Raw genomic sequence first — 26,148 nt, forward strand, 5'->3', positions numbered from 1 at the left:
TGATGTTGTGTAAAGGCAGCAGCACAGAGATGCAGCCAGTTGTTCAGAATTTCCCGCTTTTCCGCTAAACTATGCCGCCTGTTTTTTGAGTCCTGAAAGAAGTGATGCATGCGTGTAGCCGATTTTGCTTTTGAGTTGCCAGAATCTTTGATCGCCCACTATCCGCAGGCGCAGCGCAGCGGTTGCCGCTTGCTGGCGCTGGATGGCCCAAGTGGGGCGTTAAGCCATGAAGTGTTTACCGACGTACTGGATAAACTCAATCCGGGCGACCTGCTGGTGTTTAACAATACCCGCGTGATCCCGGCGCGTGTCTACGGCCGCAAAGCCAGTGGCGGCAAAATCGAGATGCTGGTGGAGCGCATGCTGGATGACAAACGCGTGCTGGCGCATGTGCGTGCCTCGAAAGCGCCGAAGCCCGGTGCAGAGCTGCTGCTGGGCGATGACGAAAGCGTCAAAGCCACCATGGTGGCGCGCCACGATACGCTGTTTGAGATCGAATTTGCCGACGATCGCGCAGTGCTGGATATCCTGAACAGCGTCGGCCATATGCCGCTGCCGCCGTATATTGATCGTCCGGATGAAGAAGCAGACCGTGAACTTTATCAAACCGTTTACAGCGCGCGTCCGGGTGCGGTAGCCGCACCGACCGCCGGTTTGCATTTTGATGAACCGCTGCTGGACGCGCTGCGTGCCAAAGGCATCGAAATGGCGTTTGTCACGCTGCACGTTGGCGCAGGTACCTTCCAGCCGGTGCGCGTCGAGAACATCAACGACCACATCATGCACTCTGAGTATGCCGAAGTGCCGCAGGATGTGGTGGATGCCGTGCTGGCGTGTAAAGCGCGCGGCAACAAAGTGGTCGCGGTTGGCACCACCTCCGTGCGTTCTCTGGAGAGCGCGGCGCAGGCGGCTCAGGATGCGCTGATTGCGCCCTTCTTCGACGACACGCAGATCTTCATTTATCCAGGCTATCACTATCAGGTGATTGATGCGCTGATCACCAACTTCCATCTGCCGGAATCGACGCTGATTATGCTGGTGTCGGCATTTGCCGGTTACAAAAATACCATGGCGGCTTATCAAAGCGCGGTGGCAGAGCAGTACCGTTTCTTTAGCTACGGGGATGCCATGTACATCACCCGTAATCCACAGGCTCCTGACGAAGTGGTTGGAGCTTAATAATCAGACTGTTTCTCTGATTATCTAATGAGGTTAATGTGAAATTTGAATTAGATACCACCGACGGACGCGCACGCCGTGGCCGTTTGGTGTTCGATCGCGGTGTCGTGGAAACTCCAGCATTTATGCCAGTGGGCACCTACGGCACCGTGAAGGGCATGACGCCGGAAGAAGTGAAAGACACCGGTGCGCAGATCCTGCTCGGTAACACCTTCCACCTGTGGCTGCGTCCGGGCCAGGAGATCATGAAACTGCACGGTGATCTGCACGATTTCATGAACTGGCAGGGACCGATCCTCACTGACTCCGGTGGCTTCCAGGTGTTCAGCCTCGGTGATATCCGTAAGATCACCGAAGCGGGCGTGCATTTCCGTAACCCGATCAACGGCGACCCGATTTTCCTCGATCCGGAAAAATCGATGGAAATTCAGTACGATCTCGGTTCAGACGTGGTGATGATTTTCGACGAATGTACGCCTTATCCAGCCGACTGGGATTACGCCAAGCGTTCCATGGAGATGTCACTGCGTTGGGCACAGCGTAGCCGCGATCGCTTCGATTCACTCGGGAATAAAAACGCGCTGTTCGGCATTATTCAGGGCGGTGTTTACGAAGATTTACGAGATGTCTCGGTTAAAGGTCTGGTAGATATCGGCTTTGATGGGTACGCTGTGGGCGGCCTGGCGGTGGGTGAACCTAAAGAGGACATGCACCGTATCCTGGAACACGTCTGTCCGCAAATTCCGCAAGATAAACCGCGTTATTTGATGGGCGTCGGCAAGCCAGAAGATCTGGTGGAAGGCGTTCGCCGCGGTATCGATATGTTTGACTGCGTCATGCCAACGCGTAATGCGCGTAATGGTCACCTGTTTGTGACCGATGGCGTGGTGAAAATCCGTAACGCCAGGTATAAAGATGACACGGCAACGCTGGATGCGGAGTGTGATTGTTACACCTGTCGCAATTATAGCCGCGCCTACTTGTATCATCTTGATCGTTGTAACGAAATACTGGGCGCACGTCTGAATACGATTCACAATCTGCGCTATTACCAGCGTCTGATGGCGGGTTTACGTAAGGCCATCGAAGAGGGTAAATTAGAGCACTTTGTTAGCGAGTTCTACCAACGGACGGGTAAAGCGGTTCCACCGTTAAACGTCTGATAATTCTATCAATGAGGGAAATTTAATGAGCTTTTTCATTTCTGACGCCGTTGCCGCAGCAGGCGCTCCGTCTCAGGGAAGTCCTTATTCTCTGGTGATCATGCTGGTGGTGTTTGGTCTGATCTTCTATTTCATGATTCTGCGCCCGCAGCAGAAACGTTCTAAAGATCACAAGAAGCTGATGGATTCCATCTCTAAAGGTGATGAAGTGTTGACCAGCGGTGGCCTGGTAGGTCGTGTGACCAAAGTGGCTGACAACGGCTACGTTTCTATCGCCCTGAACGACACCACTGAAGTAGTTGTAAAACGTGATTTCGTGGCCGCCGTTCTGCCGAAAGGTACTATGAAGGCGCTGTAATTTTTTCTTCCCGAAGGGAACTGCCGTGTTAAACCGTTATCCTTTGTGGAAGTACATCATGCTGGTCGTCGTGATTCTCGTCGGCCTGCTCTATGCGCTTCCTAACCTTTATGGAGAGGATCCGGCCGTTCAGATCACTGGTGCGCGCGGTGGTGCCGCCAGTGAACAGACGTTGGATCAGGTCCAGACTTTATTAAAACAAAATAATATCCAGAGCAAATCCCTCGCTCTGGAAAATGGCGCCATTCTGGCCCGTTTTGACAATCAGGATGCGCAGCTGCGCGCGCGTGATGCCATCACTACCGCGTTGGGCGACAACTATGTTGTGGCACTCAACCTCGCGCCGGCAACCCCGCGCTGGCTGACCATGCTGGCTGCACAGCCGATGAAACTCGGTCTTGATCTGCGTGGCGGCGTACACTTCCTGATGGAAGTGGATATGGATACCGCTCTGGGCAAGCTGCAAGAGCAGAATGCCGATGGCCTGCGCAGTGACCTGCGCGACAAAAGCATCCCGTATACCAACGTCAATAAAATCGCTAACTACGGTGTAGAAGTGCGTTTCCGCGACGGCGCCAGCCGTGATGCGGCGATCAGCTACCTGTCACCGCGTCATCGCGATCTGGTGATCTCCAGCGTCGGCAGCGATACGCTGCGTGCGGTGATGACCGATGCGCGTCTGAGCGAAGCCCGTGAGTATGCGGTTCAGCAGAACATCAATATCCTGCGTAACCGTGTGAACCAGCTTGGCGTTGCCGAGCCACTGGTGCAGCGTCAGGGTTCTGACCGCATCGTGGTGGAGCTGCCGGGTATTCAGGACACGGCGCGTGCCAAAGAGATTCTGGGTGCTACTGCGACCCTGGAATTCCGTCTGGTGAACACCACCGTTGATCCAACTGCCGCGGCGAGTGGCCGTGTGCCGGGTGATTCGGAAGTGAAAGAGACGCGTGAAGGCCAGCCAGTGGTGCTGTACAAGCGTGTGATTCTGACCGGTGACCATATTACCGATTCGACGTCCAGCATGGACGAGTACAACCAGCCGCAGGTGAATATTTCACTGGATGGCGCGGGCGGTAACATGATGTCGAACTTCACGAAGGACAACATCGGTAAAGCGATGGCGACCCTGTTTGTGGAGTATAAGGACAGCGGTAAGAAAGACGCGAACGGTCGTGCTATCCTGGTGAAACAGGAGCAAGTGATTAACGTGGCGAACATTCAGTCGCGCCTCGGTAACAGCTTCCGTATCACCGGTATCAACAACCCGAACGAAGCCCGTCAGCTGTCGCTGCTGCTGCGTGCCGGTGCGTTGATCGCGCCAATTCAGATTGTGGAAGAGCGTACCATTGGTCCAACCATGGGTCAGCAGAACATCACTCAGGGTCTCGAAGCCTGCTTGTGGGGTCTGATCGCCTCCATCATCTTTATGGTGGTGTTCTACAAGAAGTTTGGTTTGATTGCGACCAGCGCGCTGCTGTGCAACCTGGTGCTGATTGTCGGCATCATGTCACTGCTGCCGGGGGCGACCCTCACCATGCCGGGCATTGCCGGTATCGTGTTGACGCTGGCGGTTGCTGTCGATGCCAACGTGTTGATTAACGAACGTATTAAAGAAGAACTGCGTAACGGACGCTCGGTACAGCAGGCGATTCATGAGGGCTACAAAGGCGCCTTCTCCAGTATCGTCGATGCCAACGTCACCACGCTGATCAAAGTTATCATTCTTTATGCGGTCGGTACCGGCTCCATTAAAGGCTTTGCGATTACCACTGCTATTGGTATCGCGACCTCAATGTTCACCGCTATCGTCGGCACCCGTGCCATCGTTAACCTGGTTTACGGCGGCAAACGCATCAACAAGCTGTCCATCTGAGGAGTGCGTTGTGGCACAGGAATATAGTATTGAGCAGCTAAACCACGGGCGTAAGGTCGTTGACTTTATGCGCTGGGATACGCTGGCTTTCATCATCTCTGGTTTACTGATTGTGGCGTCTATTGCCATTATCGGCGTGCGTGGCTTCAACTGGGGCCTCGACTTTACCGGCGGGACGGTGATTGAGATTAACCTGGAAAAACCGGCCGATCTGGACGCACTGCGTGAAGGTTTGGTGAAAGCAGGCTTCCAGGAGCCGTTGGTGCAGAACTTTGGCAGCAGCCGTGACGTAATGGTGCGTATGCCACCAGCCACTGGTGCAGCAGGTCAGGAACTGGGCAACAAAGTCGTGACCTCCATCAATGAGACGACACAGCAAAACGCGACCGTGAAGCGCATTGAGTTCGTCGGCCCAAGCGTGGGTAGCGATCTGGCGCAAGCCGGTGCGATGGCGCTGCTGTCGGCACTGATTGCGATTCTGATCTATATCGGCTTCCGCTTTGAGTGGCGCCTGGCGCTGGGCACCGTGCTGGCACTGGCGCACGACGTGATTATCACCTGTGGCATTCTGGCGTTGTCGCACATCGAGATCGACCTGACCATTGTCGCGTCGCTGATGTCGGTGATTGGTTACTCGCTTAACGATAAAATCGTGGTTTCCGACCGTATTCGTGAGAACTTCCGCAAAATTCGTCGCGGCTCTTCCTACGATATTACTAACGTGTCGCTGACCCAGACGTTGAGCCGTACCTTGATCACCTCGCTGACCACGTTGGCGATGATTTTGATTCTCTTCATCTTTGGTGGCGCGCTGCTGAAAGGCTTCTCGCTGACCATGCTGATCGGTGTCACCATCGGTACCGTTTCATCTATCTATGTTTCTTCTGCTCTGGCGCTGAAACTGGGTATGAAGCGTGAACACATGCTGGTGCAGAAAGTCGAGAAAGAGGGCGCAGATCAGCCTTCGATCCTGCCTTAATTCTGCCGATGAAATGAAACGGGCTGCCCGAGGGCAGCCCGTTTTTTTATGCCTGCTGATCAGGGCGCCGTTTTGGTGGCAGTTGCACTCTGCACATCATGCACGCGCACATAGCCGAGTTGCTCCGGCGTCAGTCCGCTCAGGCGCAGCGGCACCGCCACCGAACTGCGTGGCATCAGACTCGCCTCAACCTGAATGGTCTGGCTCAGACTCTCCGCATTCAGCGGTTTGCCACTGGCGGGATCCAGCTCACCCCACACCACGGTGGCGCTCAGCGCGGGGATCGGCTGGTCATCGGTGGAACGGATATTCAGGTTGGCGCGACTACCACTGGCTTCCCCCTCGACGCGAGACAGTGACAGGTGCAATTTGCCCACCTGCGTCTGTAACTCGACGGGCGTATTGGCTTGCGGTAGCAACCATGCCCCCTGGGTTGACTGCCCATTAAGTTGCCCCTGAATCTCCAGCGCCGTTGCCTGATTGGTGAGTTTGCGCATCTGCTGGTTAAGCTGGCTGACTTCCTGATGTAACTCTTTGACCTGCGGTGAAGTCGGCGTTGAACTACAACCACTGAGCAGCAGCAGCGAAAGTGCGGCGGGCGCCCAAAACGTCCTGATCGTCATGCATTGTCCTTTCTGTTATTTCGGAATACGTAATACCTGGCCTGGGTAGATCTTATCAGGATGCGTCAGCATTGGCTTGTTTGCTGCGAAAATCTTGTTGTATTCATTAGGATTCCCGTAAACCTGTTTGGAAATCGCGCTTAGGGTGTCGCCTTTTTTCACCGTATAGAAATCCGCTTCTGGCGCACTGTCGGATACGGTGACCTTGTCATCAACCTTGGTAATCCCTGCCACGTTACCGGCGGCAACCAGGATTTTCTCTTTCAACTCCTGCGAGATGCCATCACCGCTCACAGTAACGGTATCGCCTTGCACATCGACTTTAACTTTGTCGCTATCAGGTAAGCCGAGCTGGTTAATGTGATCCTGTAATTTTTTGCTGGGATCGTCAGCGCCGGTGACGGCATCCCATAGCTTTTCACCTGCTTCTTTCACGAAATTGAACAGACCCATGTGACCTCCTGCAAATATGCCGGATTGGCTGTTTAAGCTTAGTGGCTTTTAAGGTTTACAGCGGAGCGCGTACTGCGTCTGTGAGCCGGGCGGTGATTCGGTCTCGTGTATTCAGTTGCTCCCGAGATCGCGCTACACTGTGTGGCCTATTTATCTCGCGACAGGAAACGTCATGCATTGCCCCTTCTGCTCCGCTGTGGACACCAAAGTCATCGACTCACGTCTGGTCAGTGAAGGTTCTTCGGTGCGTCGCCGCCGCCAGTGTCTGGTGTGTCATGAGCGTTTTACCACCTTTGAAGTGGCTGAATTAGTCATGCCGCGCGTGGTGAAAAGCAACGATGTGCGTGAACCCTTTAACGAAGATAAGCTTGCCAGCGGCATGATGAAGGCGCTGGAGAAACGCCCGGTGAGCGCGGACGCCGTCGATAACGCAGTGAATCACATCAAAACGCAACTGCGTGCGACCGGCGAGCGCGAAATTCCCAGCAAGCTGGTGGGCAATCTGGTGATGGAAGAGCTGAAGAAGCTCGATAAAGTTGCCTACATCCGCTTTGCTTCGGTGTATCGCAGCTTCGAAGATATCCGTGATTTTGGCGAAGAGATCGCCCGCTTACAGGACTAAGCCATGACTGACGAACGCTATATGGCGCGCGCGCTGGAACTGGCGCGTCGCGGACGTTTTACCACCACACCAAATCCTAACGTTGGCTGCGTGATTGTGCGCGACGGCGAGATTGTCGGCGAAGGCTGGCATCACCGCGCCGGTGAGCCGCATGCTGAAGTGCACGCGCTGCGCATGGCCGGAGCAAAAGCCAAAGGCGCGACGGCCTTCGTCACGCTGGAGCCCTGCAGCCATCATGGTCGAACCCCGCCGTGCTGCGACGCGTTGATTGCCGCGGGTGTTAGCCGCGTGGTAGCGGCAATGCAGGACCCAAACCCGCAAGTGGCGGGGCGTGGATTGTATCGCTTGCAGCAGGCCGGCATTGAAGTCAGCCACGGTTTAATGATGAGCGAAGCGGAAGCATTGAATCGTGGTTTTCTGAAACGTATGCGTACCGGCTTCCCGTGGATTCAGCTCAAACTCGGCGCATCCCTTGATGGGCGCACCGCGATGGCCAGTGGCGAAAGTCAGTGGATAACCTCGGCGGCGGCAAGGCGCGATGTGCAACAATTACGTGCCCAGAGTTCGGCTATTCTTACCTCCAGTGCCACTGTGCTGGCGGATGATCCCTCACTGACCGTACGCTGGAATGAGCTTAACGCGGATGTGCGTCAGCAACTCGATGAAGCCACGCTGCGCCAACCGGTGCGGGTAGTGATCGACAGTCAGCAGCGCGTCACGCCGCAACACCGTCTGATCGCACAACCTGGCGAAACCTGGCTGATGCGTACTGAAGCCGATCAGCACGCCTGGCCGGAAAGTGTCAGCCAGATTGCGGTGCCGTTGCGCGGAGAACAACTGGATCTGGTGGCGATGATGATGTTGCTCGGCCAGCGTCAGATTAACACGGTGTGGGTCGAAGCTGGTGCCAGTCTGGCGGGGGCGCTGTTACAGGCTGGACTGGTCGATGAGCTGATTGTCTACGTGGCGCCAAAGCTGCTGGGCAATGCGGCGCGCGGCCTGTGTGAACTGCCTGGGCTGGAACAATTGTCCGATGCGCCAGCGCTGAAGTTTAGTGACGTACGCAAGGTTGGCGCAGACCTGCGACTGACCCTGACGCCCGCTTAAGCACCGACTGAAAAGCCTGAGCGCGTTGTCGAAGAGTATGATAGAATCCGCCCCCTTCTGCGGGGCCATAAATCAAACACCCAAAGGATATGTATGAAAGTTATCGAAGCTCCTGTTGCCGCGCCTGATGCTAACATTGCCATCGTCATTGCGCGTTTTAACAACTTCATTAATGACAGCCTGCTGGATGGCGCGGTCGATGCGCTGAAGCGTATTGGCCAGGTTAAAGCAGAAAACATCACTGTGGTCTGGGTTCCAGGCGCTTACGAACTGCCTCTGGCAGCGCGCGCACTGGCAAAAGCCGGTAAGCACGACGCAATCGTGGCACTGGGAACCGTGATCCGTGGCGGCACCGCCCACTTCGAATATGTGGCAGGTGAAGCCAGCTCTGGCATTGCCAACGTGGCGATGACCAGCGAAATTCCGGTGACTTTCGGCGTGTTAACCACCGAAAACATCGAGCAGGCGATTGAACGCGCCGGCACCAAAGCAGGTAATAAAGGCGCCGAAGCGGCCCTGACTGCACTCGAAATGATTAACGTATTGAAAGCCATCAAAGCCTGATTTTTTGGAAGGGGAATTTTGTGAAACCTGCTGCTCGTCGTCGCGCCCGTGAGTGCGCTGTCCAGGCGCTTTACTCCTGGCAGCTGTCGAACAACGACATTGCCGATGTGGAATACCAGTTTCTGGCGGAACAAGACGTCAAAGACGTCGATATTAGCTATTTCCGCGAATTGCTGGCCGGTGTGGCGACTAACAGCGCGTACCTGGACGGTCTGATGAAGCCTTACCTGTCACGTCAGCTGGAAGAGCTGGGCCAGGTTGAGAAAGTCATTCTGCGTCTTTCGCTGTATGAGCTGAGCAAACGTTCTGATGTGCCTTATAAAGTGGCCATCAACGAAGGCATCGAACTGGCCAAAGTGTTTGGCGCCGAAGACAGCCACAAGTTTGTCAACGGCGTGCTGGATAAAGCAGCCCCACAAATTCGACCCAACAAAAAATAAATGCGAAAGGCCGGTTTACCGGCCTTTTTCTCATTGAGACCTGACTTATGTCCTGTGGTGAATTCGAACTGATCGCACGTTATTTTAACCGCGTTACCAGCTCCCGCCGCGATGTGGAGAAGGGAATTGGTGACGACTGTGCGTTACTGAACGTGCCCGAAAAACAGACGCTGGCCATTAGCACCGATACGTTGGTGGCGGGCGTGCACTTCCTGCGAGATATCCATCCTGCCGATCTGGGTTACAAAGCGCTGGCCGTGAATCTCAGTGATTTGGCGGCAATGGGTGCCGATCCGGCGTGGTTGACGCTGGCGATTACCTTGCCTGAAGTGAATGAAAGCTGGCTGGCCGCATTCAGCGATAGCTTATTTGAGCTGCTGGATTATTACGATATGCAGCTGATTGGTGGTGATACCACGCGCGGACCACTGAGCCTGACGTTGGGTATTCACGGTCTGGTGCCGACTGGACGCGCATTGAAGCGTTCGGGGGCCAAACCAGGTGACTGGATCTTTGTCACCGGTACGCTGGGTGACAGCGCGGCTGGCCTGTCGCTGCTACAACATCGTCATCGCCTGAACGATCCGGCTGTCCATGAAGTGTTGATCAAGCGCCATCTGCGCCCGATGCCACGTGTATTGCAGGGCCAGGCGCTGCGCAATCTGGCAACATCGGCGATCGATATCTCCGATGGTTTGATTGCCGATCTTGGCCATATTCTCACGGCGAGCCGCGTCGGTGCGCGCCTCAATCTGGAAGCGTTACCGCTGTCCGCAGCCTTGCGCGATCATTTTGAGCCGGAACAGGTGCTGACCTGGGCATTAAGCGGCGGCGAAGATTATGAGCTGTGCTTTACCGTGCCGGAAGTGAATCGTGGTGCGCTGGACGTGGCGCTGGCTCATCTCGGCGTGTCTTACACCTGCATCGGGCAGATTGCGCCTGAAGCCGATGGGTTGACGCTGCTGGAAAATGGCAAGCCACGTCGTTTTAATCACAAAGGATTTGATCACTTTAATGCGAAGTAAAGATGTAGCGAAAAGCCGCCTGCGCCTGAGCAATCCCTGGCATCTGTTGGCAACCGGTTTTGGCAGTGGCCTGAGCCCGATCATGCCAGGCACCGCCGGTTCGATTGCTGCGATTCCCTTTTGGTGGTTGATGACCTTTCTGCCGTTGCAGATTTACTCTTTGCTGGTGCTGATTGGCATTAGCGTGGGCGTTTATCTCTGCCATCGCACCGCCAAAGACATGGGGGTGCACGATCACGGCAGCATTGTTTGGGATGAGTTTATCGGCATGTGGATTACGCTGATGGCGATTCCGGCGATGAGCTGGCAATGGGTGCTGGCCGGGTTTGTCATCTTCCGCATCTTTGATATGTGGAAACCCTGGCCGATTCGCTGGTTTGATCAGAACGTGCATGGCGGCATGGGCATTATGGTCGATGACATTATCGCGGGCGTGATTTCCGCCGTGATTTTGTATGGATTGGGGCTGGTGCTTTAATTCGGCAGGTGCGCATCAATGCGCTCCCAACGGATTACCCAATGTCGCTGTGAATGTGCATCTTTCGGTTTGCCCAATATGGCTGAGAATGTGCACTCTACGGATTACCCAATGTGCGCACTCAACATGGTAGGGTCGCCGTTTATGGCGACCCGGTTCAATAATTACTCGAATCCCACCACTGGATGCGGTTGATACACCGTTTCCAGTTCAGCGATATCCGTTGAACTCAACTCCACATCCACCGCTTTCACCAACTCTGCAAACTGCTGCTCGCGTGATGCACCGATAATCGGTGCTGTGACCACGGGTTTATGCAGCAGCCACGCCAGCGCCACTTGTGCACGCGTCACGCCTTTATCGGCGGCAATGGTCGCCAGACGCTCTGCAATCGCCGCATCATTCTCTTCGGTACCGGTATAAAGTTTTTCCATGACGTTATCCGATACCGAGCGTGCGGTGGTTTCACCCCATGGACGCGTCAGTTTACCGCGCGCCAGCGGGCTCCACGGCAGCACCGCGATACCTTCACGTTCACACAGCGGGTGCATCTCGTTCTCTTCTTCACGCTGAATCAGGTTGTACTGATCCTGCATACTGACAAAACGTGCCCAGCCATTCTGTTTTTGCAGATCCAGCGCCTGAGCAAACTGTGCAGCATGCATCGAAGAAGCGCCGATGTAGCGCGCTTTACCCGATTTCACCACCTCATTCAGCGCCTCAAGCGTCTCTTCAATCGGCGTGTCGTAATCCCAGCGGTGAATCTGCAGCAGGTCGACATACTCCATGCCGAGACGCGTCAGGCTGTCGTCGATGGACTGCAGGATGTTGTTGCGTGACAGCCCCTGAGAAAGGTTGCTGAGCGGGAAATAGACTTTGGTGGCCACCACGACCTGATCGCGTTGGGCGAAATCTTTCAGCGCACGCCCGACGATCTCTTCACTGCTGCCATCGGAGTAGCTGTTGGCGGTGTCGAAAAAGTTGATGCCCGCGTCCAGCGCTTGCTTGATCAGCGGTCGACTGCTCTCTTCGGGCAGGGTCCATGCGTGATTGCCGCGCATCGGATCGCCGTAAGTCATGCAGCCTAAACAGAGACGCGAAACCTGTAAGTCGGTCTGGCCTAAACGAATGGTTTTCATGGGAGCTCCTGCTCTTATGCGTTAGGAATGCCCTAAGCATAGCAGCAGGAGCGGGGAGGGGATTACTGCGCCAGCCAGTCAGTGATTTGTTGCTGAATACCAGCGGCATCCAGCTGATAATCCTGACGAACTTCTTCCTGCGTGCCCTGCGGAATAAACTCGTCTGGCAGACCCAGGTTCAGCACATGAACACGCAGGCGTTTTGCCATCACGTATTCATTGACGCCGCTGCCGGCTCCGCCTTTGATGGCACCTTCTTCCAGCGTCACCAGTGAATCATGGCTGGTGGCCAGTTCGGCAATCAAGGCTTCATCCAGTGGCTTCACGAAACGCATATCCACCAGCGTGGCGTTAAGCGCTTCAGCTACGGCCTGGGCTTCAGGCAACAGCGTACCGAAGTTAAGGATCGCCAGCTTTTCACCACGGCGCTTCACAATACCTTTGCCCAGCGGCAGGCTGGCGAGCGGCTCCAGCGTGGCGCCGGTGCCCGTGCCGCGCGGATAGCGCACCGCACTCGGACCAGCCTGATAGTGATAGCCGGTGTAGAGCATCTGGCGGCATTCGTTTTCGTCGCTTGGCGTCATGATCACCATTTCGGGCACACAGCGCAGGAAGGCGATATCAAATGCGCCCTGATGTGTTTGCCCATCGGCGCCCACAATGCCGCCGCGATCGATAGCGAACAGCACCGGCAGTTTCTGGATCGCCACATCGTGGATCAGCTGATCGTAAGCACGCTGCAAGAAGGTGGAGTAAATCGCCACCACCGGCTTGTAGCCGCCAATCGCCATACCTGCAGCAAAGGTCACCGCATGCTGTTCAGCAATCGCCACGTCAAAGTACTGTTGCGGATAGTCACGAGAGTAGCTGACCATGCCAGAACCTTCGCGCATCGCCGGCGTCACCGCCATTAAACGCGGATCGTCAGCAGCCATTTCGCTCAGCCAGCTACCGAAAATTTTCGAGTAGCTCGGCAGGCCTGGCGCGCTTTTTGGCAGAGAACCGCTGGCCGGATCGAACTTCGGTACCGCATGCCAGGCGATGGGATCCTGCTCGGCAGGCGCGTAGCCTTTGCCCTTTTTGGTCATGATGTGCAGGAACTGCGGGCCTTTCAGGTCGCGCATGTTCTTCAGCGTGCTCACCAGCGTCAGGACATCGTGTCCATCAACCGGACCAATGTAGTTGAAGCCCAGCTCTTCAAACAGCGTGCCGGGTACCACCATGCCTTTCAGGTGCTCTTCGGTGCGCTTCACCAGCTCTTTGATCGGCGGCAGGCCGCCCAACACACGCTTGCCGCCTTCGCGCAGACGTGAGTAGGTTTTACCGGAGAGAATCTGGGCCAGACGATTGTTGAGTGCGCCGACGTTCTCCGAGATCGACATCTCGTTGTCGTTGAGGATCACCAACATGTCAGGCTTGATGTCGCCTGCGTGGTTCATGGCTTCAAACGCCATACCGGCGGTGATGGCGCCGTCGCCGATGATGCAGGCAGTACGACGGCCTTTACCTTCGCGTTCGGCGGCAACCGCCATCCCCAGACCAGCGCTGATTGAGGTCGAGGAGTGACCGACGCTCAGCACGTCATATTCACTCTCGCCGCGCCACGGGAACGGATGCAGGCCATTTTTCTGGCGGATGGTGCCGATTCGATCGCGGCGCCCGGTCAGAATCTTATGCGGATAGGCCTGATGGCCAACGTCCCACACCAGATGGTCAAACGGGGTGTTATAAACATAATGCAGCGCGACTGTTAGCTCGACGACGCCCAGACCCGAAGCAAAGTGGCCGGAAGACCGGCTCACGCTATCCAGCAGATACTGACGCAGTTCGTCACACAGTACCGGAAGTTTTTCTTTCGGTAATAAACGTAATTCCTGAACCGTGCTTGCTAACGCCAGTGTCGGGTATTTTGCAATATCAAAACTCATCAGAGACTCATTATGAAAGTTATTTATCGCGTTCAATTATGAAGCTTGCCAGTGCTTGTAATGCGGTGGTGTTATAAGACTGCGCCGCCAGAATCTCTAACGCACCCAGTGCTTCCTGATAAAGATCCCATGCTTTACGACGGGCATTTTCCAGCCCCATCAAGGCCGGGTAAGTGCTCTTACCCAATGCCTGATCCGCGCCCTGGGTTTTGCCCAGCACCGCGGTATCGCCCACCACATCAAGAATGTCATCCTGCACCTGGAACGCCAGTCCGATGGCGTTGGCGTAGGTATCCAGAACCGGAAGTGCCGCACGGCCACGTTCACCTGCGGTCAGTGCGCCAAGACGCACCGCAGCACGAATCAATGCGCCGGTTTTATGACGATGAATCTGCTCCAGCTGAGCGAGGTCGATTTGCTTGCCTTCGGCGGCCAAATCCAGTGCCTGGCCTCCGCACATGCCTGCCACACCGCTGGCCTGGGCCAGTTCTGAAATCATCGCAATGCGCGCTTGCGGGCTGACGCCGGGCATAGGCTCATCGGCCAGAATCGAAAACGCCAGGGTTTGCAACGCATCACCTGCGAGAATCGCTGTGTCTTCACCATATTTTATATGGCAGGTTGGCTGTCCGCGGCGTAATGCATCGTCATCCATCGCGGGCAGATCATCATGAATCAGAGAGTAAGCATGAATGCACTCTACGGCAGCGGCCGGCGCATCCAGGCTGGCCGTCTCGGCCTTTAACATCTCGCCCGTGGCGTAAACCAAAAACGGACGCAGACGCTTACCGCCTAATAGTGCCCCATATTGCATGGATTGCACCAGAGGAGAACTCTGAAAAGGAAGTGGATCTATTAAGCGTGTCAACGCCAGATTGACGCGTTCGTGATACGCGTTGAGTAATTTGGCGAAATCCATCAGTCATTTTCCGGCGTGAACGGGGCTAGCGCGGCATCTTTATCGTCGCTGAGCAGGATCTGCACGCGCTGTTCAGCCTGCTGCAGGGTTTGCTGACCGGTGCGTGCCAGCTGTACGCCGCGTTCAAATTCGTTCAATGCTTCTTCCAGTGGCAGTTCGCCACTTTCCAGACGGCTAACGATTTGTTCCAGCTGCTGTAATGCGCTTTCAAAACTGGCTGGCGCTTCGGCTTTTTTCGGCATAATCAGTGTCGACTCACAGGTTAGGAATCATCTTGCAATCGGTCATGGTAGCCGACGAGGATTAATTAGCAAAATAATGAATGTGATTGCGGTTGCAGAAGCGGTCATCTGACAAAGGTGGTATACTTTTGCGCCTCGGATGCGGGCGCCTCTGCGTTACCCGTAATTATATGATTTTACCAGTTAAGTGCCGATGGTTTTAGCACTTATTTGCCCAACGAAGCTGTGTCGCCATGAAGTTTATCATTAAGCTCTTCCCTGAAATCACCATCAAAAGTCAGTCGGTGCGTCTGCGCTTTATCAAGATCCTGACCGGCAACATCCGCAATACCCTGCGTACTGTCGACGACGAAATCGCCGTGGTGCGTCACTGGGACCATATTGAAGTACGCGCTAAAAAAGAAGCGCTGCGTACCGTCGTTATTGATGAGCTCACGCGTATTCCCGGTATTCACCATGTACTGGAGGTTGAGGATCAGCCTTATACCGATATGCACGATATCTTTGAGCAGACGCTGGCTCTGAATCGTGAGCGCCTGGAAGGGAAAAGTTTCTGCGTGCGTGTAAAGCGTCGTGGCAAACACAGCTTCAGCTCGATTGAGGTCGAGCGTTACGTGGGTGGCGGGCTCAATCAGCACATTGAGTCCGCACGTGTACAATTGAAAAATCCTGATGTGACGGTCAATCTCGAGATTGAAGACGATCGTCTGCTGCTGATCACCGGCCGATATGAAGGGCAGGGTGGTTTCCCCATCGGGACACAAGAAGATGTGCTGTCGCTGATTTCTGGTGGCTTCGACTCCGGCGTCTCCAGCTATATGCTGATGCGTCGTGGTTGCCGCGTGCACTACTGCTTCTTCAACCTCGGCGGTGCCGCGCATGAAATCGGCGTCCGTCAGGTCGCGCATTACCTGTGGCAACGTTTTGGTCGTTCGCATCGCGTACGCTTTGTGGCGATCAACTTCGAGCCGGTTGTCGGTGAAATTCTTGAGAAAGTCGATGATGGTCAGATGGGCGTGGTGCTGAAACGCATGATGGTGCGTGCGGCGTCCATGGTTGCTGAGCGCTACGGCGTGCAGGCCCTGGTGACGGGTGAAGCGCTGGGGCAGGTCTCGAGCCAGACGCTGACCAACCTGCGTTTGATTGATAGCGCTTCGGATACCCTTATCCTGCGTCCGCTTATCTCGCATGACAAAGAGCACATCATTGATTTGGCACGCCACATCGGCACCGAAGACTTTGCCAAAACCATGCCGGAATACTGCGGTGTGATTTCGAAAAGCCCAACGGTAAAAGCGGTGAAAGCGAAGATCGAAGCGGAAGAGCAAAACTTCGATTTCGAGATCCTCAATCGCATGGTGCAGGAAGCCAGCAACGTCGATATCCGCGAGATTGCGGAGAAGGCACAGGAAGAAGTGGTGGAAGTGGAGACGGTGGTCTCGTTCACCGCAGATGATGTGGTGCTGGATATCCGCTCTGTGGATGAACAAGAAGCATCACCGCTGGCGCTGGAAGGCGTTGAAGTCAAATCCCTGCCGTTCTACAAACTGAGCACTCAGTTTGGCGATCTCGATCAGAACAAAACCTGGTTGCTGTATTGCGATCGCGGTGTGATGAGCCGTTTACAGGCGCTGTATCTGCATGAGCAAGGCTTTAAAAACGTGAAGGTTTATCGCCCGTAACGGTGATAAATCTGGTAACGACGCGGTTCATCGCCTATGTAGGCGATGAATCGCGTCGCTAAGAGGTCCGCTAAATCATCGGGACTGTGTTGAATCGCGGGGGGCCGTTAAACCGCAATGCCTGTTGAAATACGCTGCTAAATAGGCGTTTTACCCCATCACAACGCGGTTATTCGCGCTCTTCAAATTCCTGATAGTTATAAATCCCCGCCGCTAATACCAGCTGTGATGCAACTTCACGCGCTTTCTCCTTATCCACCAGCAGATCAATCAGCTTCAGCGCAAAATCAATCGAAGTGCCTGGCCCCTGGCTGGATAACAGATTGACGCGCGGATCCCATACTACGCGGCGATCCATCCAGTGCTTATCGGGAATGGTGTCACGCAAGCCAGGAAAGCCCGTCATATTGCCCACAGGGAACAGATCGTGCGGGATCAGCACCGTGCCGGGGGCAGCACAAATCGCGGCAACGATTTTTCCTGCGAGGTGAAACTGGCGCACGGTTTCCACCAGCAATGGGCTGTCACGGAACGTCTCCGCACCTTTCAGGCCACCGGGCAGCACCACGGCGTCATAGTCGTTATCCGCCACTTCAACCAGTGGCGCATCGGCCAGCAGGCGCACGCCGCGCGAGCAGATAATTTCGCGCGTGCCATCGCTTTCAACACTGGCGATGGTGACGCTTAAGCCCGCGCGGACCAGCAGGTCGATAGTGGTGACAGCTTCAATCTCTTCACTGCCATGTGCCAGGCAAACCAGAACCGATGCGGTCGCGCTCATATTGGGACTCCTTGCGTTTAATCAGATCGTACAAACGGGTGTTCTCCGGCAGCGCAATGCCCTGCGCGCGAGCGCGGCGCAGCAGGTAGCCGGTGATGTAATCAATTTCTGTCAGGCGCTGTGCGCGCACATCCTGCAACATTGAGGAGGTATTCGCTGCGGTGCTGTCGATGACGTCATAGATGATGTCGCGCAGGTTATCGACCGCAATGTGCTGACCTTCACGCTCCATGACCCAGGCAATCTCTTCACACAGCGTGGCAATCTGCTGCGGCCAGGCGCGCAGGGCACCGTTCTGGCAATCGTGTTCAACGGTAAGCGGATTAATCACGCAGTTCACCGCCAGTTTGCGCCAGCTGGCAGAAGCAATGTTGTCATGCCAGGCCACGTCCGGCAGAGCCTGGTGCAGGATATCGGCGATATCGCTCATCGCGGCGCTATCACGTCCGGTGGGACCGATATGTGTGATGCCCTGCGCGACGTGTTTGATCACCGTGCCATCGCGCATCGCCGCGTGGGTGGTAATGCCGCGCAGCAGCGGTTGCTGTAACTCCTTCAGCTCTTCCAGCGTGCCCATGCCATTGTGCAATAACAAAATGGCAGCATGAGCAGGCAGGATGCTTTGCAGGTTTTTGACTGCTGGGGAAACCTGTGGCGCTTTCAGTGTCACCAGCAACAGCTGGCTTTCGGCAAGAAACAGCGGATCGTTGGCGATAAACGTGTGATTGCTGACCTGTCCTTGCGGATCAATCACGTTCACCGAGCAATAGGGCTGCGGCACGCGCAACCAGCCCTGAACCTCATGTCCCTGACGTGCGAGCGCGGCGAGCCAAATTTGACCCAGGGCGCCACAACCCAACACGGTAATTTTCATTTTGCCTCCCGCTGACGGGTTCTCAATTTCACGACATGGTTAAGTATAGCTTTCCGCATATCGTGTTTAATTAGCGCCATAAGACGCGTATTATGCATGTCACTTTAGTATCAGGAGAAGAAAAGATGCCATCTTTCGATATCGTTTCCGAAGTCGAACTGCCGGAAGTGCGTAATGCGGTGGAGAATGCCAGCCGTGAGATCTCAACCCGTTTCGATTTCCGCAACGTGAGCGCCAGCATTGAGCTCAACGAAAAGAATGAGACCATCAAAATCACCAGCGAATCTGATTTCCAGGTTAAACAGCTGGTGGATATTTTGCGTGAAAAGCTGCTGAAACGCGGCATTGAAGGCGCAGCGATTGAAGTGCCAGAAGAGATCATTCACAGCGGTAAAAGCTGGAGCGTAGAAGCCAAGCTGAAAAAGGGTATCGAAAGCGATATCGCTAAAAAGCTGGTGAAGCTGATTAAAGACAGCAAGCTGAAAGTGCAAACGCAGATTCAGGGTGAAGAGCTGCGCGTGACCGGTAAATCACGTGACGATTTGCAGGGTGCGATGGCGCTGGTGCGCGGTGGCAACCTGGGCCAGCCCTTCCAGTTCAAGAACTTCCGCGACTAATCGCGTTTGTCGCGTGCGGCACGACGATAGAGCGTGCTGCGCGCGACACCTAATGCCTCCGCCGCTTTACTGATATTGCCATTGAAGCGTTGGAGCGTTTCGCTAATCAGCCGCTCATCATGGCTCTGCTTATCTTCCACTGGCACCGCCGCTACTCGGCGATATTCGGCTGGCAAATGCACATCAGTGACTTCTTCGCCTTCATCGGCGAGCGCTAACAGTACCCGCAATAAACTGCGTAACTGCCGCACGTTGCCGGGCCATGGCAATTGTGCCAGCGATGCCAGCAAGGCGGGAGAAAGCTGAATATCGCGATCTGCGCCGCCCAACTCAATCCATAACCGACCAATAAAGTCTTCGATATCTGGCCAGGCACGCAACGGCGGGATGGTCATGGAAAATTCCTGCAAGCGATAGAGAAGATCCTCGCGGAACTCGCCCTCGGCCACACGCTGCGCCAAATCACGGTGCGTTGCGCAGATCACAGCAAAATTCACCGGCCAGCTGCGACTGGAACCGAGCGGCGCGACCTCTTTTTCTTGCAACACGCGCAGCAAACGGGTTTGTAGCGCCAGCGGCATATCTCCAATTTCATCAAGAAACAGCACGCCACCATCCGCCTCGCGGATTTTACCGATGTAGCCATTTTTGCTGGCTCCGGTAAAGGCGCCAGGCTGATAACCAAATAGCTCTGATTCAATCAACGCTTCCGGAATGGCAGCGCAATTGATGGCGACGAATTTGCCCTCGCGCCAGCGGCTCTGCTGATGCAGCGCACGGCTGACATACTCTTTACCGCTGCCGGTTTCACCGTGAATGCACAACGACACACCGGCATTCATCAGACGCACCATTTTCTCGCCATCACGACCCAACGAGAAGGGGAGATCGGCGGCGGGTTCGCTCGGTGTGGCGAAATGCGTACGGTGCGGTGCCCGCAGGCGGAAGTAGTAATGCTGCCGGGCAAAATGAATCGGGAGAGGAATGGTGTTGGCCTGCTGTTCCAGTTGATCAAACAGCTGCTGGAATGTCAGGGTGCCCAACTGCTCGGTGGTGAGATTGAGTTCACGCATCGCCAGGCGGTTTGCGGCGGTGAGCACATTATCGGAGAACACCAGCAGCAGCTCGTCACTGGTATCTATGCCGTGCGGCTCAACGTGCAGGCTCATCAACCATTGTTGGGGATGCAGGCTTTGCTTAACCCACAAATACTCGATCTGTTTAGCGGCGGCTTTGACCCACTGAAACGTTTGCGGATGCGGGAAGTGCGCTGGGCCAGAGATATCCAGCACGCCCGCAATCTGACCGTTGGGCATCTGCAACGGCATGGCGGCGCAGTACAGCCCCTGATTCAAGGTGAGAAAATGCTGCTGGCCTTCAATTTCACAGCCATCGTCAATCGCCAGTGCAGTGCCAATTGCATTGGTACCGCGCCCGCATTCGCTCCACAAATTGCCGGGGGCGAGTGCAAATCGCTGCGCTTTCTCCATCGATTGCATGTCGCCAAAGGTGTTCAGCACCAAACCGGTGGCATCCGAAAGGATCACCACAGATTGTTTTTCCGCCAGTTTCTGCGCCAGCTGTTTGATCACCGGCTGGGCGAACTGTTGTAGCCCGGCATTACTGGCCAGCACATCAGCCAGCTCACCCTGGCGGACGCGAGGAAAATCATCGGCGGTGCGGTCGAGACCATACAGCTGGCTACGAAACCAGGAGTCGCTTAACAGCGGGTTGGTATTCACGGCAGACGCGGCTGAATTTCCCTGCATTGGTAACCTCATGCCTAAGCGAAAGTGTTGCAGCATTGTAGCGACTTGGTTTCTGCGGTGTTGCGATACGCAACACAGATGAGGATTTTGGTGGCAGAACCCGCGCGTTTAAAAGGGCTATTAGTTTTATAAATCAATGATAGATAAAACGATTTTTCGAAAATTCGCAAGCTGAAAAAAACTGGCACGCCCGCTGCAATAGCTTATTAGGCAGCGGGCTGTTCAATCTGTTGACCCACAGGTTGCCGCTGCCAGCTAACAATAAACGACCCTACACGAAGGAGTTTGCGATGCGTTATGCACATCCCGGCACGCCCGGCGCTTTGGTCACTTTTAAAGCGACCTACGGCAATTTTATTGCGGGCAAATTCACAGAGCCGCTCAGCGGCCAGTATTTTACGAACACCTCGCCTGTTGATGGCAGCGATATTGCGCAGTTTCCGCGTTCTGACGCGCGGGATATCGATTTAGCACTGGACGCTGCTCATCAGGCCGCTGACGCCTGGGGAAAAACCAGCGTGCAACATCGGGCCAATCTGCTGCTGCAGGTGGCCGACTGCATTGAACAAAATATTGAAATGTTGTCTGTGGCGGAGAGCTGGGACAACGGCAAACCGATCCGCGAAACGCTCAATGCCGACCTGCCGCTGGCGGTGGATCATTTCCGCTACTTCGCCGGTTGTCTGCGTGCACAGGAAGGCAGCACCGCCGAAATTGATGAAACCACGGTGGCTTATCACTTCCATGAGCCGCTAGGTGTGGTTGGGCAAATCATCCCATGGAACTTCCCGCTGTTAATGGCGGCATGGAAACTGGCTCCGGCGCTGGCAGCCGGTAACTGCGTGGTGCTGAAACCGGCTGAGCAAACGCCACTGGCCATCACGCTGTTGATGGAGCTGATCGGCGATCTTTTCCCGGCCGGCGTGCTTAACGTGGTGCAGGGCTTTGGCCGGGAAGCCGGTGAAGCGCTGGCCACCAGCAAACGTATCGCCAAAATCGCGTTCACCGGCTCAACACCGGTCGGGCGCCATATCATGGCGTGCGCGGCTGAAAACATCATTCCCTGTACCGTCGAGCTGGGCGGCAAGTCGCCTAACATCTACTTTGCCGATGTGATGGACGGTGAATCGGACTTTATCGAAAAAGCGGTGGAAGGGCTGGTACTCGGTTTCTTCAATCAGGGCGAAGTCTGTACTTGTCCGTCGCGTGCGTTGATCCATGAATCCATCTATGAGCCGTTTATGGCGCGGGTGATGGATAAAGTGGCGAATATCCGCCGAGGCGATCCGCTGGATACCGACACCATGATCGGTGCTCAGGCTTCCCGTCAGCAATTCGACAAAATCCTGTCTTACATCAACATCGCGCGCGACGAAGGAGGGCAAATTCTGACCGGAGGCGATCGTGCCAGCGTCGCAGCGGAACTGGATAACGGATTCTATATCCAGCCAACCCTGATCAAAGGCACCAACCAGATGCGGTGTTTCCAGGAAGAGATTTTTGGGCCTGTTATTGGCATCACCACTTTTAAAGATGAAGCGGAAGCTTTGTCGATTGCCAATGAAACGCAATTTGGCCTCGGCGCGGGTGTATGGACGCGTGATACCAATCTGGCGTACCGCATGGGGCGTGGTATCAAAGCCGGTCGCGTCTGGACCAACTGCTATCACATCTATCCTGCGCACGCAGCTTTCGGTGGCTATAAGCAGTCGGGAGTGGGGCGCGAGACGCACAAAATGGCGCTCAGCGCCTACCAACAAACCAAAAATCTGCTGGTCAGCTATGGCACCGCGCCTTTGGGCCTGTTCTGAGTCCGCATCCGATCAAATGGAGAGTGAAAGATGAATATGCAAATCAAAACCACCATGAAAGCCGCAGTTGTCAAAGCCTTTGGCGAACCATTAGTGATTGAGCAGGTGCCAGTACCGCAAGTGGGACCGGGCCAGATTCTGGTGAAAATCGCGGCGACTGGCGTGTGCCATACCGACTTACATGCCGCCGAAGGCGACTGGCCGATTAAACCCAATCCCCCGTTTATTCCCGGCCATGAAGGCGTAGGACAGGTAGTGGCGCTAGGTGAAGGTGTGAAGCATTTGAAATTGGGCGATCGTGTGGGCGTGCCCTGGCTCTATTCCGCATGCGGCCACTGTGAGCACTGTCTGGATAGCTGGGAAACCCTGTGTCTGTCACAGCAGAATGCCGGTTATTCGGTGAACGGCAGTTTTGCAGAATATTGCCTTGCGGATGCGAACTATGTCGGCATCATTCCGGAAAACATCGATTACAACGAAATCGCGCCGATTCTGTGTGCGGGTGTGACGGTGTACAAAGGCCTGAAAATGACTGACACCAAGCCGGGTGATTGGGTGGTGGTGTCCGGTATTGGTGGGCTGGGCCATATGGCAGTGCAATATGCGGTGGCGATGGGACTGAATGTCGCTGCAGTGGATATCGATGATGAGAAGCTGGCGTTTGCCAAGCGTCTCGGTGCCAGTGTGGTGGCGAATGCGAAGAACGTCGATCCGGCTAAAGTGTTCCAGGAAAGCTTCGGTGGTGCGCACGGCGTGCTGGTGACGGCTGTTTCACCGAAGGCGTTTGAGCAGGCGATCGGTACTATGCGTCGTGGCGGTACTATGGTGCTGAACGGTCTGCCACCGGGCAAATTCGACCTGTCTATCTTTGATATGGTGCTGGACGGCATTACCGTGCGCGGTTCAATTGTCGGTACGCGTAAAGATCTGCAGGAAGCGTTGGATTTCGCTGGGCGTCATAAAGTGAAAGCCAACGTGGCGGTTGAACCGCTGACCAACATTAACGACATCTTTGCGCGTATGCATGCGGGAAAAATTGAAGGGCGCATCGTGGTTGATATGTCGCTTTAATTAGCGTGATGGTTTGTGGCGGTGCGGTTAATCGCGCCGCCACAGAGTGTGTGACGACTAACTAACAGCTGGCGAGCAGCGCTTCAATTTCGACGCGGCTCGTCACTTTACTGTCGATCTTGATGTAAGCACTTTTCTCTTCCGGCACGATAAAGACTGAAGAGACACCCGGCTGCGCTTTTAAACGCTTTTCAAGGTTAGGCACCGCTAATACGGCATCACTGAGCACCATGCGCAGGCTGCTGACGTATGGCGGCTCCTGCATCGACATCGCCACAAACAACCAGGCTGCCGCCACAATCGCACCCACCAGAAACACCGTCTGCGCATCAAAGTGACCGAAGATCCAACCGCCCATGCTGCCGCCAATCGCCACGCCAATGAACTGGCTGGTGGAGTAAATGCCCATCGCTGTGCCTTTGTAGCCCGGCGGTGATTCTTTACTGATCAGCGAAGGCAGAATGGCTTCCATTAGATTGAAGGCGAGGAAGAACAGCTGCACGCCAATCACCAGCGTCCAGAAATGACCAGCCGCACCCCACAGTACGATTTCCGCGATAATGATCAGTGCCACGCAGGTAACAAAAACGCGCTTCATGCGGCGTTTCACTTCGGCATAGATGATGAAAGGCACCACCAGAACGAAAGCGACCAGCATGGTGACCAAATAGACTTTCCAGTGTTCAGATGCCGGGAAGCCTGCTTGTTCAAACTGGCCCGGCAAAGCCACAAAACTCGACATCAGCAGGATATGCAGGCAAAGAATACCGATGTTTAATTTGAGGAGTTTAGGATTGGCTAACACTTCACGAATGCTGGCTTTTACCATGCCGGACTCACGGTTAAGCACGTGATTGGGTGCGCTCGGCACCACCAATAGCGTGATAACAATGCCCAGCGAGGCCAGAATAGCGATCATCCAGAAAAGTGCATGCAACCCCAGAGCATGGGTGACAATTGGGCCTACCACCATCGCAATTGCAAAGGTCACACCGAAACTAATGCCAATAAACGCCATCGCTTTAGTACGGTTTTGTTCGCGAGTGAGATCTGAGAGTAGCGCCATGACTGCAGCGGCAATTGCGCCAGAGCCTTGCAAAGCACGACCCAGAATCACGCCCCAGATTGAGGTGGTCATCGCCGCGATAATACTGCCCAGCACGAACACTAACAGCCCGCCAACAATGAGCGGTTTGCGACCGACGCGATCGGACAACAGACCAAACGGAATCTGGAATACGGCTTGCGCCAGACCATAGATGCCAATTGCCAGACCAATTAAGGTTTCACTGGCTCCCTGCAACGCCATACCGTACGTGGTGAGTACCGGCAGGACCATAAACATTCCCAGCATGCGCAGGGAAAAAACTGTGCCTAAACCCCATGTAGCCCGAAGCTCTACTGGCGTCATTTTATTATCGTTCATTCCAACCTCTGTAATTTTGCTGCACTCATTTTAAGGAGCAGGGCAGGGCGGGTAAAACAATTGTTGTTAAGCAGTGGTAACAAAAAGAAAGGGCGCGAAATTCGCGCCCTTTCTGGTGTTGCGGAGCTGTATTACCAGACGTAAGTCAGCAGGTCTTTAGAGGCCGGTGTCATAAAATCAACCGACATCATCACGCTCAATGCTGTGATAGCGACAATCGAGAACACAAACAGTTTACGCGCCCAAACTTTATCGTTTGAGGTTTTGTAACCTGAAAGCGCCATGCCCAACCACCACACACTCACCGCCGCGGCGACCACCAGATACTTGTAGCCCGCGTAACCGCCAAGTGTCAGCATCAGCGTAGCAATCATGAACGCCAGGATGTACAGCGTAATATGATTTTTGGCTACCGAGATACCTTTCACGACAGGCAGAACCGGGATGTTAGCCGCCTGATAATCTTTGAAGCGGAAAATCGCAATCGCGTACGAGTGCGGCATCTGCCACAGGCTAAAAATAGCCAACAAGATCAAAGCGCCAGCATCAAACTGGTTGGTCACTGCGCAGTAGCCAATCACTGGCGGTGCTGCACCAGAGAGGCTACCGATCAGCGTGCCATACACGGAGTTGCGCTTCATATACAGGCTGTAAATGCCCACATAGACAACGAAGCCCATCACCGCCAGCCACATGGCCAGCGGGTTAGCACCGAAATACAGCAACGCAAAGCCAGCAATACCCAATGCGGTTGCATAAACCAGGCTTACTTTCGCCGAGATCAGGCCTTTGACCAGAACACGGTTCCGCGTTCTCTCCATTTTGATGTCGATATCGCGGTCAATCACGTTGTTGAATACACAACCTGATGCGACAACCAGCGAAACGCCCACCAGTGAATAGAGAAACAGGGGGTAATCAATGCTGCCTTTCGAAGCCAGCAAGAATCCACCGATCACAGAAATTAAGTTGCCGAAAATAATTCCTGGTTTTGTTACTTGCAGGTATTGCTTAATCATTACGTG

Annotated in this window: 26 protein-coding genes; 15 read left to right on the top strand and 11 right to left on the bottom strand. The window is 54.8% G+C overall.

The window, feature by feature from the left end; genetic code table 11:
* Positions 1–108: 108 nt before the first annotated feature.
* From queA to secF, 5 genes are read left to right on the top strand one after another with little or no spacing between them, the layout of a single operon-like run.
* Positions 109–1,179: a tRNA preQ1(34) S-adenosylmethionine ribosyltransferase-isomerase QueA gene (queA, locus tag VI01_RS01605; RefSeq protein WP_045813771.1), complete on the top strand. Its 1,071-nt coding sequence runs from the start codon at positions 109–111 to the stop codon at positions 1,177–1,179.
* A gap of 38 nt (positions 1,180–1,217) precedes the next feature.
* Positions 1,218–2,342, top strand: a complete 1,125-nt coding sequence (gene tgt, locus VI01_RS01610; protein WP_038648613.1) for a tRNA guanosine(34) transglycosylase Tgt — start codon at positions 1,218–1,220, stop codon at positions 2,340–2,342.
* Between the two features lie 25 nt (positions 2,343–2,367).
* Positions 2,368–2,700 carry a preprotein translocase subunit YajC gene (gene yajC, locus VI01_RS01615; RefSeq protein WP_034831018.1) on the top strand — a complete coding sequence of 111 codons (333 nt, stop codon included), beginning with the start codon at positions 2,368–2,370 and terminating at the stop codon, positions 2,698–2,700.
* Positions 2,701–2,725: 25 nt separating this feature from the next.
* Positions 2,726–4,573: a protein translocase subunit SecD gene (gene secD / locus VI01_RS01620; protein WP_075564064.1), complete on the top strand. Its 1,848-nt coding sequence runs from the start codon at positions 2,726–2,728 to the stop codon at positions 4,571–4,573.
* Between the two features lie 10 nt (positions 4,574–4,583).
* Positions 4,584–5,552, top strand: a complete 969-nt coding sequence (gene secF, locus VI01_RS01625) for a protein translocase subunit SecF (RefSeq protein WP_038648607.1) — start codon at positions 4,584–4,586, stop codon at positions 5,550–5,552.
* A 59-nt stretch (positions 5,553–5,611) separates the two neighbouring features.
* Here the strand turns inward: secF and VI01_RS01630 are convergent, their stop codons facing one another.
* Complete coding sequence (locus tag VI01_RS01630; protein WP_045813773.1) at positions 5,612–6,175, bottom strand: DUF3251 domain-containing protein; 564 nt, start codon at positions 6,173–6,175, stop codon at positions 5,612–5,614.
* Between the two features lie 15 nt (positions 6,176–6,190).
* Positions 6,191–6,628, bottom strand: a complete 438-nt coding sequence (gene lysM / locus VI01_RS01635; RefSeq protein ID WP_038648604.1) for a peptidoglycan-binding protein LysM — start codon at positions 6,626–6,628, stop codon at positions 6,191–6,193.
* A gap of 172 nt (positions 6,629–6,800) precedes the next feature.
* On the opposite strand from lysM, the gene nrdR reads away from it, so the two are divergent.
* The 6 genes from nrdR to pgpA all read left to right on the top strand — a co-directional run bounded on the left by nrdR (position 6,801) and on the right by pgpA (position 10,864).
* On the top strand, positions 6,801–7,250 hold the full coding sequence (nrdR, locus tag VI01_RS01640) for a transcriptional regulator NrdR (RefSeq protein WP_034831027.1): 450 nt from the start codon (positions 6,801–6,803) through the stop codon (positions 7,248–7,250).
* A gap of 3 nt (positions 7,251–7,253) precedes the next feature.
* Positions 7,254–8,357 carry a bifunctional diaminohydroxyphosphoribosylaminopyrimidine deaminase/5-amino-6-(5-phosphoribosylamino)uracil reductase RibD gene (gene ribD, locus VI01_RS01645; RefSeq protein ID WP_045813774.1) on the top strand — a complete coding sequence of 368 codons (1,104 nt, stop codon included), beginning with the start codon at positions 7,254–7,256 and terminating at the stop codon, positions 8,355–8,357.
* 93 nt (positions 8,358–8,450) lie between these two features.
* Positions 8,451–8,921 (top strand): 6,7-dimethyl-8-ribityllumazine synthase, encoded by a 471-nt coding sequence (gene ribE, locus VI01_RS01650; RefSeq protein WP_038648599.1) that lies wholly within the window; start codon positions 8,451–8,453, stop codon positions 8,919–8,921.
* 20 nt (positions 8,922–8,941) lie between these two features.
* On the top strand, positions 8,942–9,361 hold the full coding sequence (nusB, locus tag VI01_RS01655; protein ID WP_045813775.1) for a transcription antitermination factor NusB: 420 nt from the start codon (positions 8,942–8,944) through the stop codon (positions 9,359–9,361).
* Positions 9,362–9,408: 47 nt separating this feature from the next.
* On the top strand, positions 9,409–10,386 hold the full coding sequence (gene thiL / locus VI01_RS01660) for a thiamine-phosphate kinase (RefSeq protein ID WP_045813776.1): 978 nt from the start codon (positions 9,409–9,411) through the stop codon (positions 10,384–10,386).
* Positions 10,376–10,864 carry a phosphatidylglycerophosphatase A gene (gene pgpA / locus VI01_RS01665; protein ID WP_038648594.1) on the top strand — a complete coding sequence of 163 codons (489 nt, stop codon included), beginning with the start codon at positions 10,376–10,378 and terminating at the stop codon, positions 10,862–10,864. The genes thiL and pgpA overlap by 11 nt, the downstream gene beginning before the upstream one ends.
* Before the next feature lie 164 nt (positions 10,865–11,028).
* Here pgpA and VI01_RS01670 read toward each other — a convergent pair whose 3' ends face one another.
* The 4 genes from VI01_RS01670 to xseB form a co-directional block, all read right to left on the bottom strand.
* Positions 11,029–12,003 (bottom strand): aldo/keto reductase, encoded by a 975-nt coding sequence (locus VI01_RS01670; RefSeq protein WP_045813777.1) that lies wholly within the window; start codon positions 12,001–12,003, stop codon positions 11,029–11,031.
* 62 nt (positions 12,004–12,065) lie between these two features.
* A complete protein-coding gene (gene dxs, locus VI01_RS01675) occupies positions 12,066–13,931 on the bottom strand; it encodes a 1-deoxy-D-xylulose-5-phosphate synthase (RefSeq protein WP_045813778.1) in 1,866 nt (621 codons plus the stop codon).
* A 19-nt stretch (positions 13,932–13,950) separates the two neighbouring features.
* Positions 13,951–14,850: a (2E,6E)-farnesyl diphosphate synthase gene (gene ispA, locus VI01_RS01680; RefSeq protein ID WP_045813779.1), complete on the bottom strand. Its 900-nt coding sequence runs from the start codon at positions 14,848–14,850 to the stop codon at positions 13,951–13,953.
* On the bottom strand, positions 14,850–15,092 hold the full coding sequence (gene xseB, locus VI01_RS01685) for an exodeoxyribonuclease VII small subunit (protein WP_034831045.1): 243 nt from the start codon (positions 15,090–15,092) through the stop codon (positions 14,850–14,852). The genes ispA and xseB overlap by 1 nt, the downstream gene beginning before the upstream one ends.
* Before the next feature lie 233 nt (positions 15,093–15,325).
* On the opposite strand from xseB, the gene thiI reads away from it, so the two are divergent.
* On the top strand, positions 15,326–16,774 hold the full coding sequence (thiI, locus tag VI01_RS01690; RefSeq protein WP_045813780.1) for a tRNA uracil 4-sulfurtransferase ThiI: 1,449 nt from the start codon (positions 15,326–15,328) through the stop codon (positions 16,772–16,774).
* Positions 16,775–16,943: 169 nt separating this feature from the next.
* On the opposite strand, the gene yajL is transcribed toward thiI, so the two are convergent.
* Positions 16,944–17,555: a protein deglycase YajL gene (gene yajL, locus VI01_RS01695; protein ID WP_045813781.1), complete on the bottom strand. Its 612-nt coding sequence runs from the start codon at positions 17,553–17,555 to the stop codon at positions 16,944–16,946.
* The gene (gene panE / locus VI01_RS01700) at positions 17,509–18,429 is read right to left on the bottom strand and encodes a 2-dehydropantoate 2-reductase (protein WP_045813782.1); all 921 of its coding nucleotides are present in this window, start codon (positions 18,427–18,429) and stop codon (positions 17,509–17,511) included. Before panE ends, yajL begins: the two co-directional genes overlap by 47 nt.
* Before the next feature lie 125 nt (positions 18,430–18,554).
* On the opposite strand from panE, the gene VI01_RS01705 reads away from it, so the two are divergent.
* Positions 18,555–19,046: a YajQ family cyclic di-GMP-binding protein gene (locus VI01_RS01705; RefSeq protein WP_034831052.1), complete on the top strand. Its 492-nt coding sequence runs from the start codon at positions 18,555–18,557 to the stop codon at positions 19,044–19,046.
* Here VI01_RS01705 and VI01_RS01710 read toward each other — a convergent pair.
* Positions 19,043–20,815: a sigma-54-dependent Fis family transcriptional regulator gene (locus tag VI01_RS01710; RefSeq protein WP_045813783.1), complete on the bottom strand. Its 1,773-nt coding sequence runs from the start codon at positions 20,813–20,815 to the stop codon at positions 19,043–19,045. The genes VI01_RS01705 and VI01_RS01710 overlap by 4 nt on opposite strands.
* A gap of 290 nt (positions 20,816–21,105) precedes the next feature.
* On the opposite strand from VI01_RS01710, the gene VI01_RS01715 reads away from it, so the two are divergent.
* The gene (locus VI01_RS01715) at positions 21,106–22,626 is read left to right on the top strand and encodes an aldehyde dehydrogenase family protein (RefSeq protein WP_038648573.1); all 1,521 of its coding nucleotides are present in this window, start codon (positions 21,106–21,108) and stop codon (positions 22,624–22,626) included.
* Positions 22,627–22,656: 30 nt separating this feature from the next.
* Positions 22,657–23,697 (top strand): alcohol dehydrogenase AdhP, encoded by a 1,041-nt coding sequence (adhP, locus tag VI01_RS01720; RefSeq protein WP_034831060.1) that lies wholly within the window; start codon positions 22,657–22,659, stop codon positions 23,695–23,697.
* 61 nt (positions 23,698–23,758) lie between these two features.
* Here the strand turns inward: adhP and VI01_RS01725 are convergent, their stop codons facing one another.
* Both VI01_RS01725 and cyoE read right to left on the bottom strand, forming a co-directional pair.
* Positions 23,759–25,123 (bottom strand): MFS transporter, encoded by a 1,365-nt coding sequence (locus VI01_RS01725; RefSeq protein WP_034828088.1) that lies wholly within the window; start codon positions 25,121–25,123, stop codon positions 23,759–23,761.
* Between the two features lie 131 nt (positions 25,124–25,254).
* Entirely contained in the window at positions 25,255–26,142 is an 888-nt protein-coding gene (cyoE, locus tag VI01_RS01730) for a heme o synthase (protein WP_034828090.1), read from the bottom strand.
* Positions 26,143–26,148 lie beyond the last annotated feature (6 nt).

It is taken from the genome of Pantoea sp. SM3 (assembly GCF_000963995.1).
Lineage (GTDB): Bacteria > Pseudomonadota > Gammaproteobacteria > Enterobacterales > Enterobacteriaceae > Pantoea > Pantoea rwandensis_B.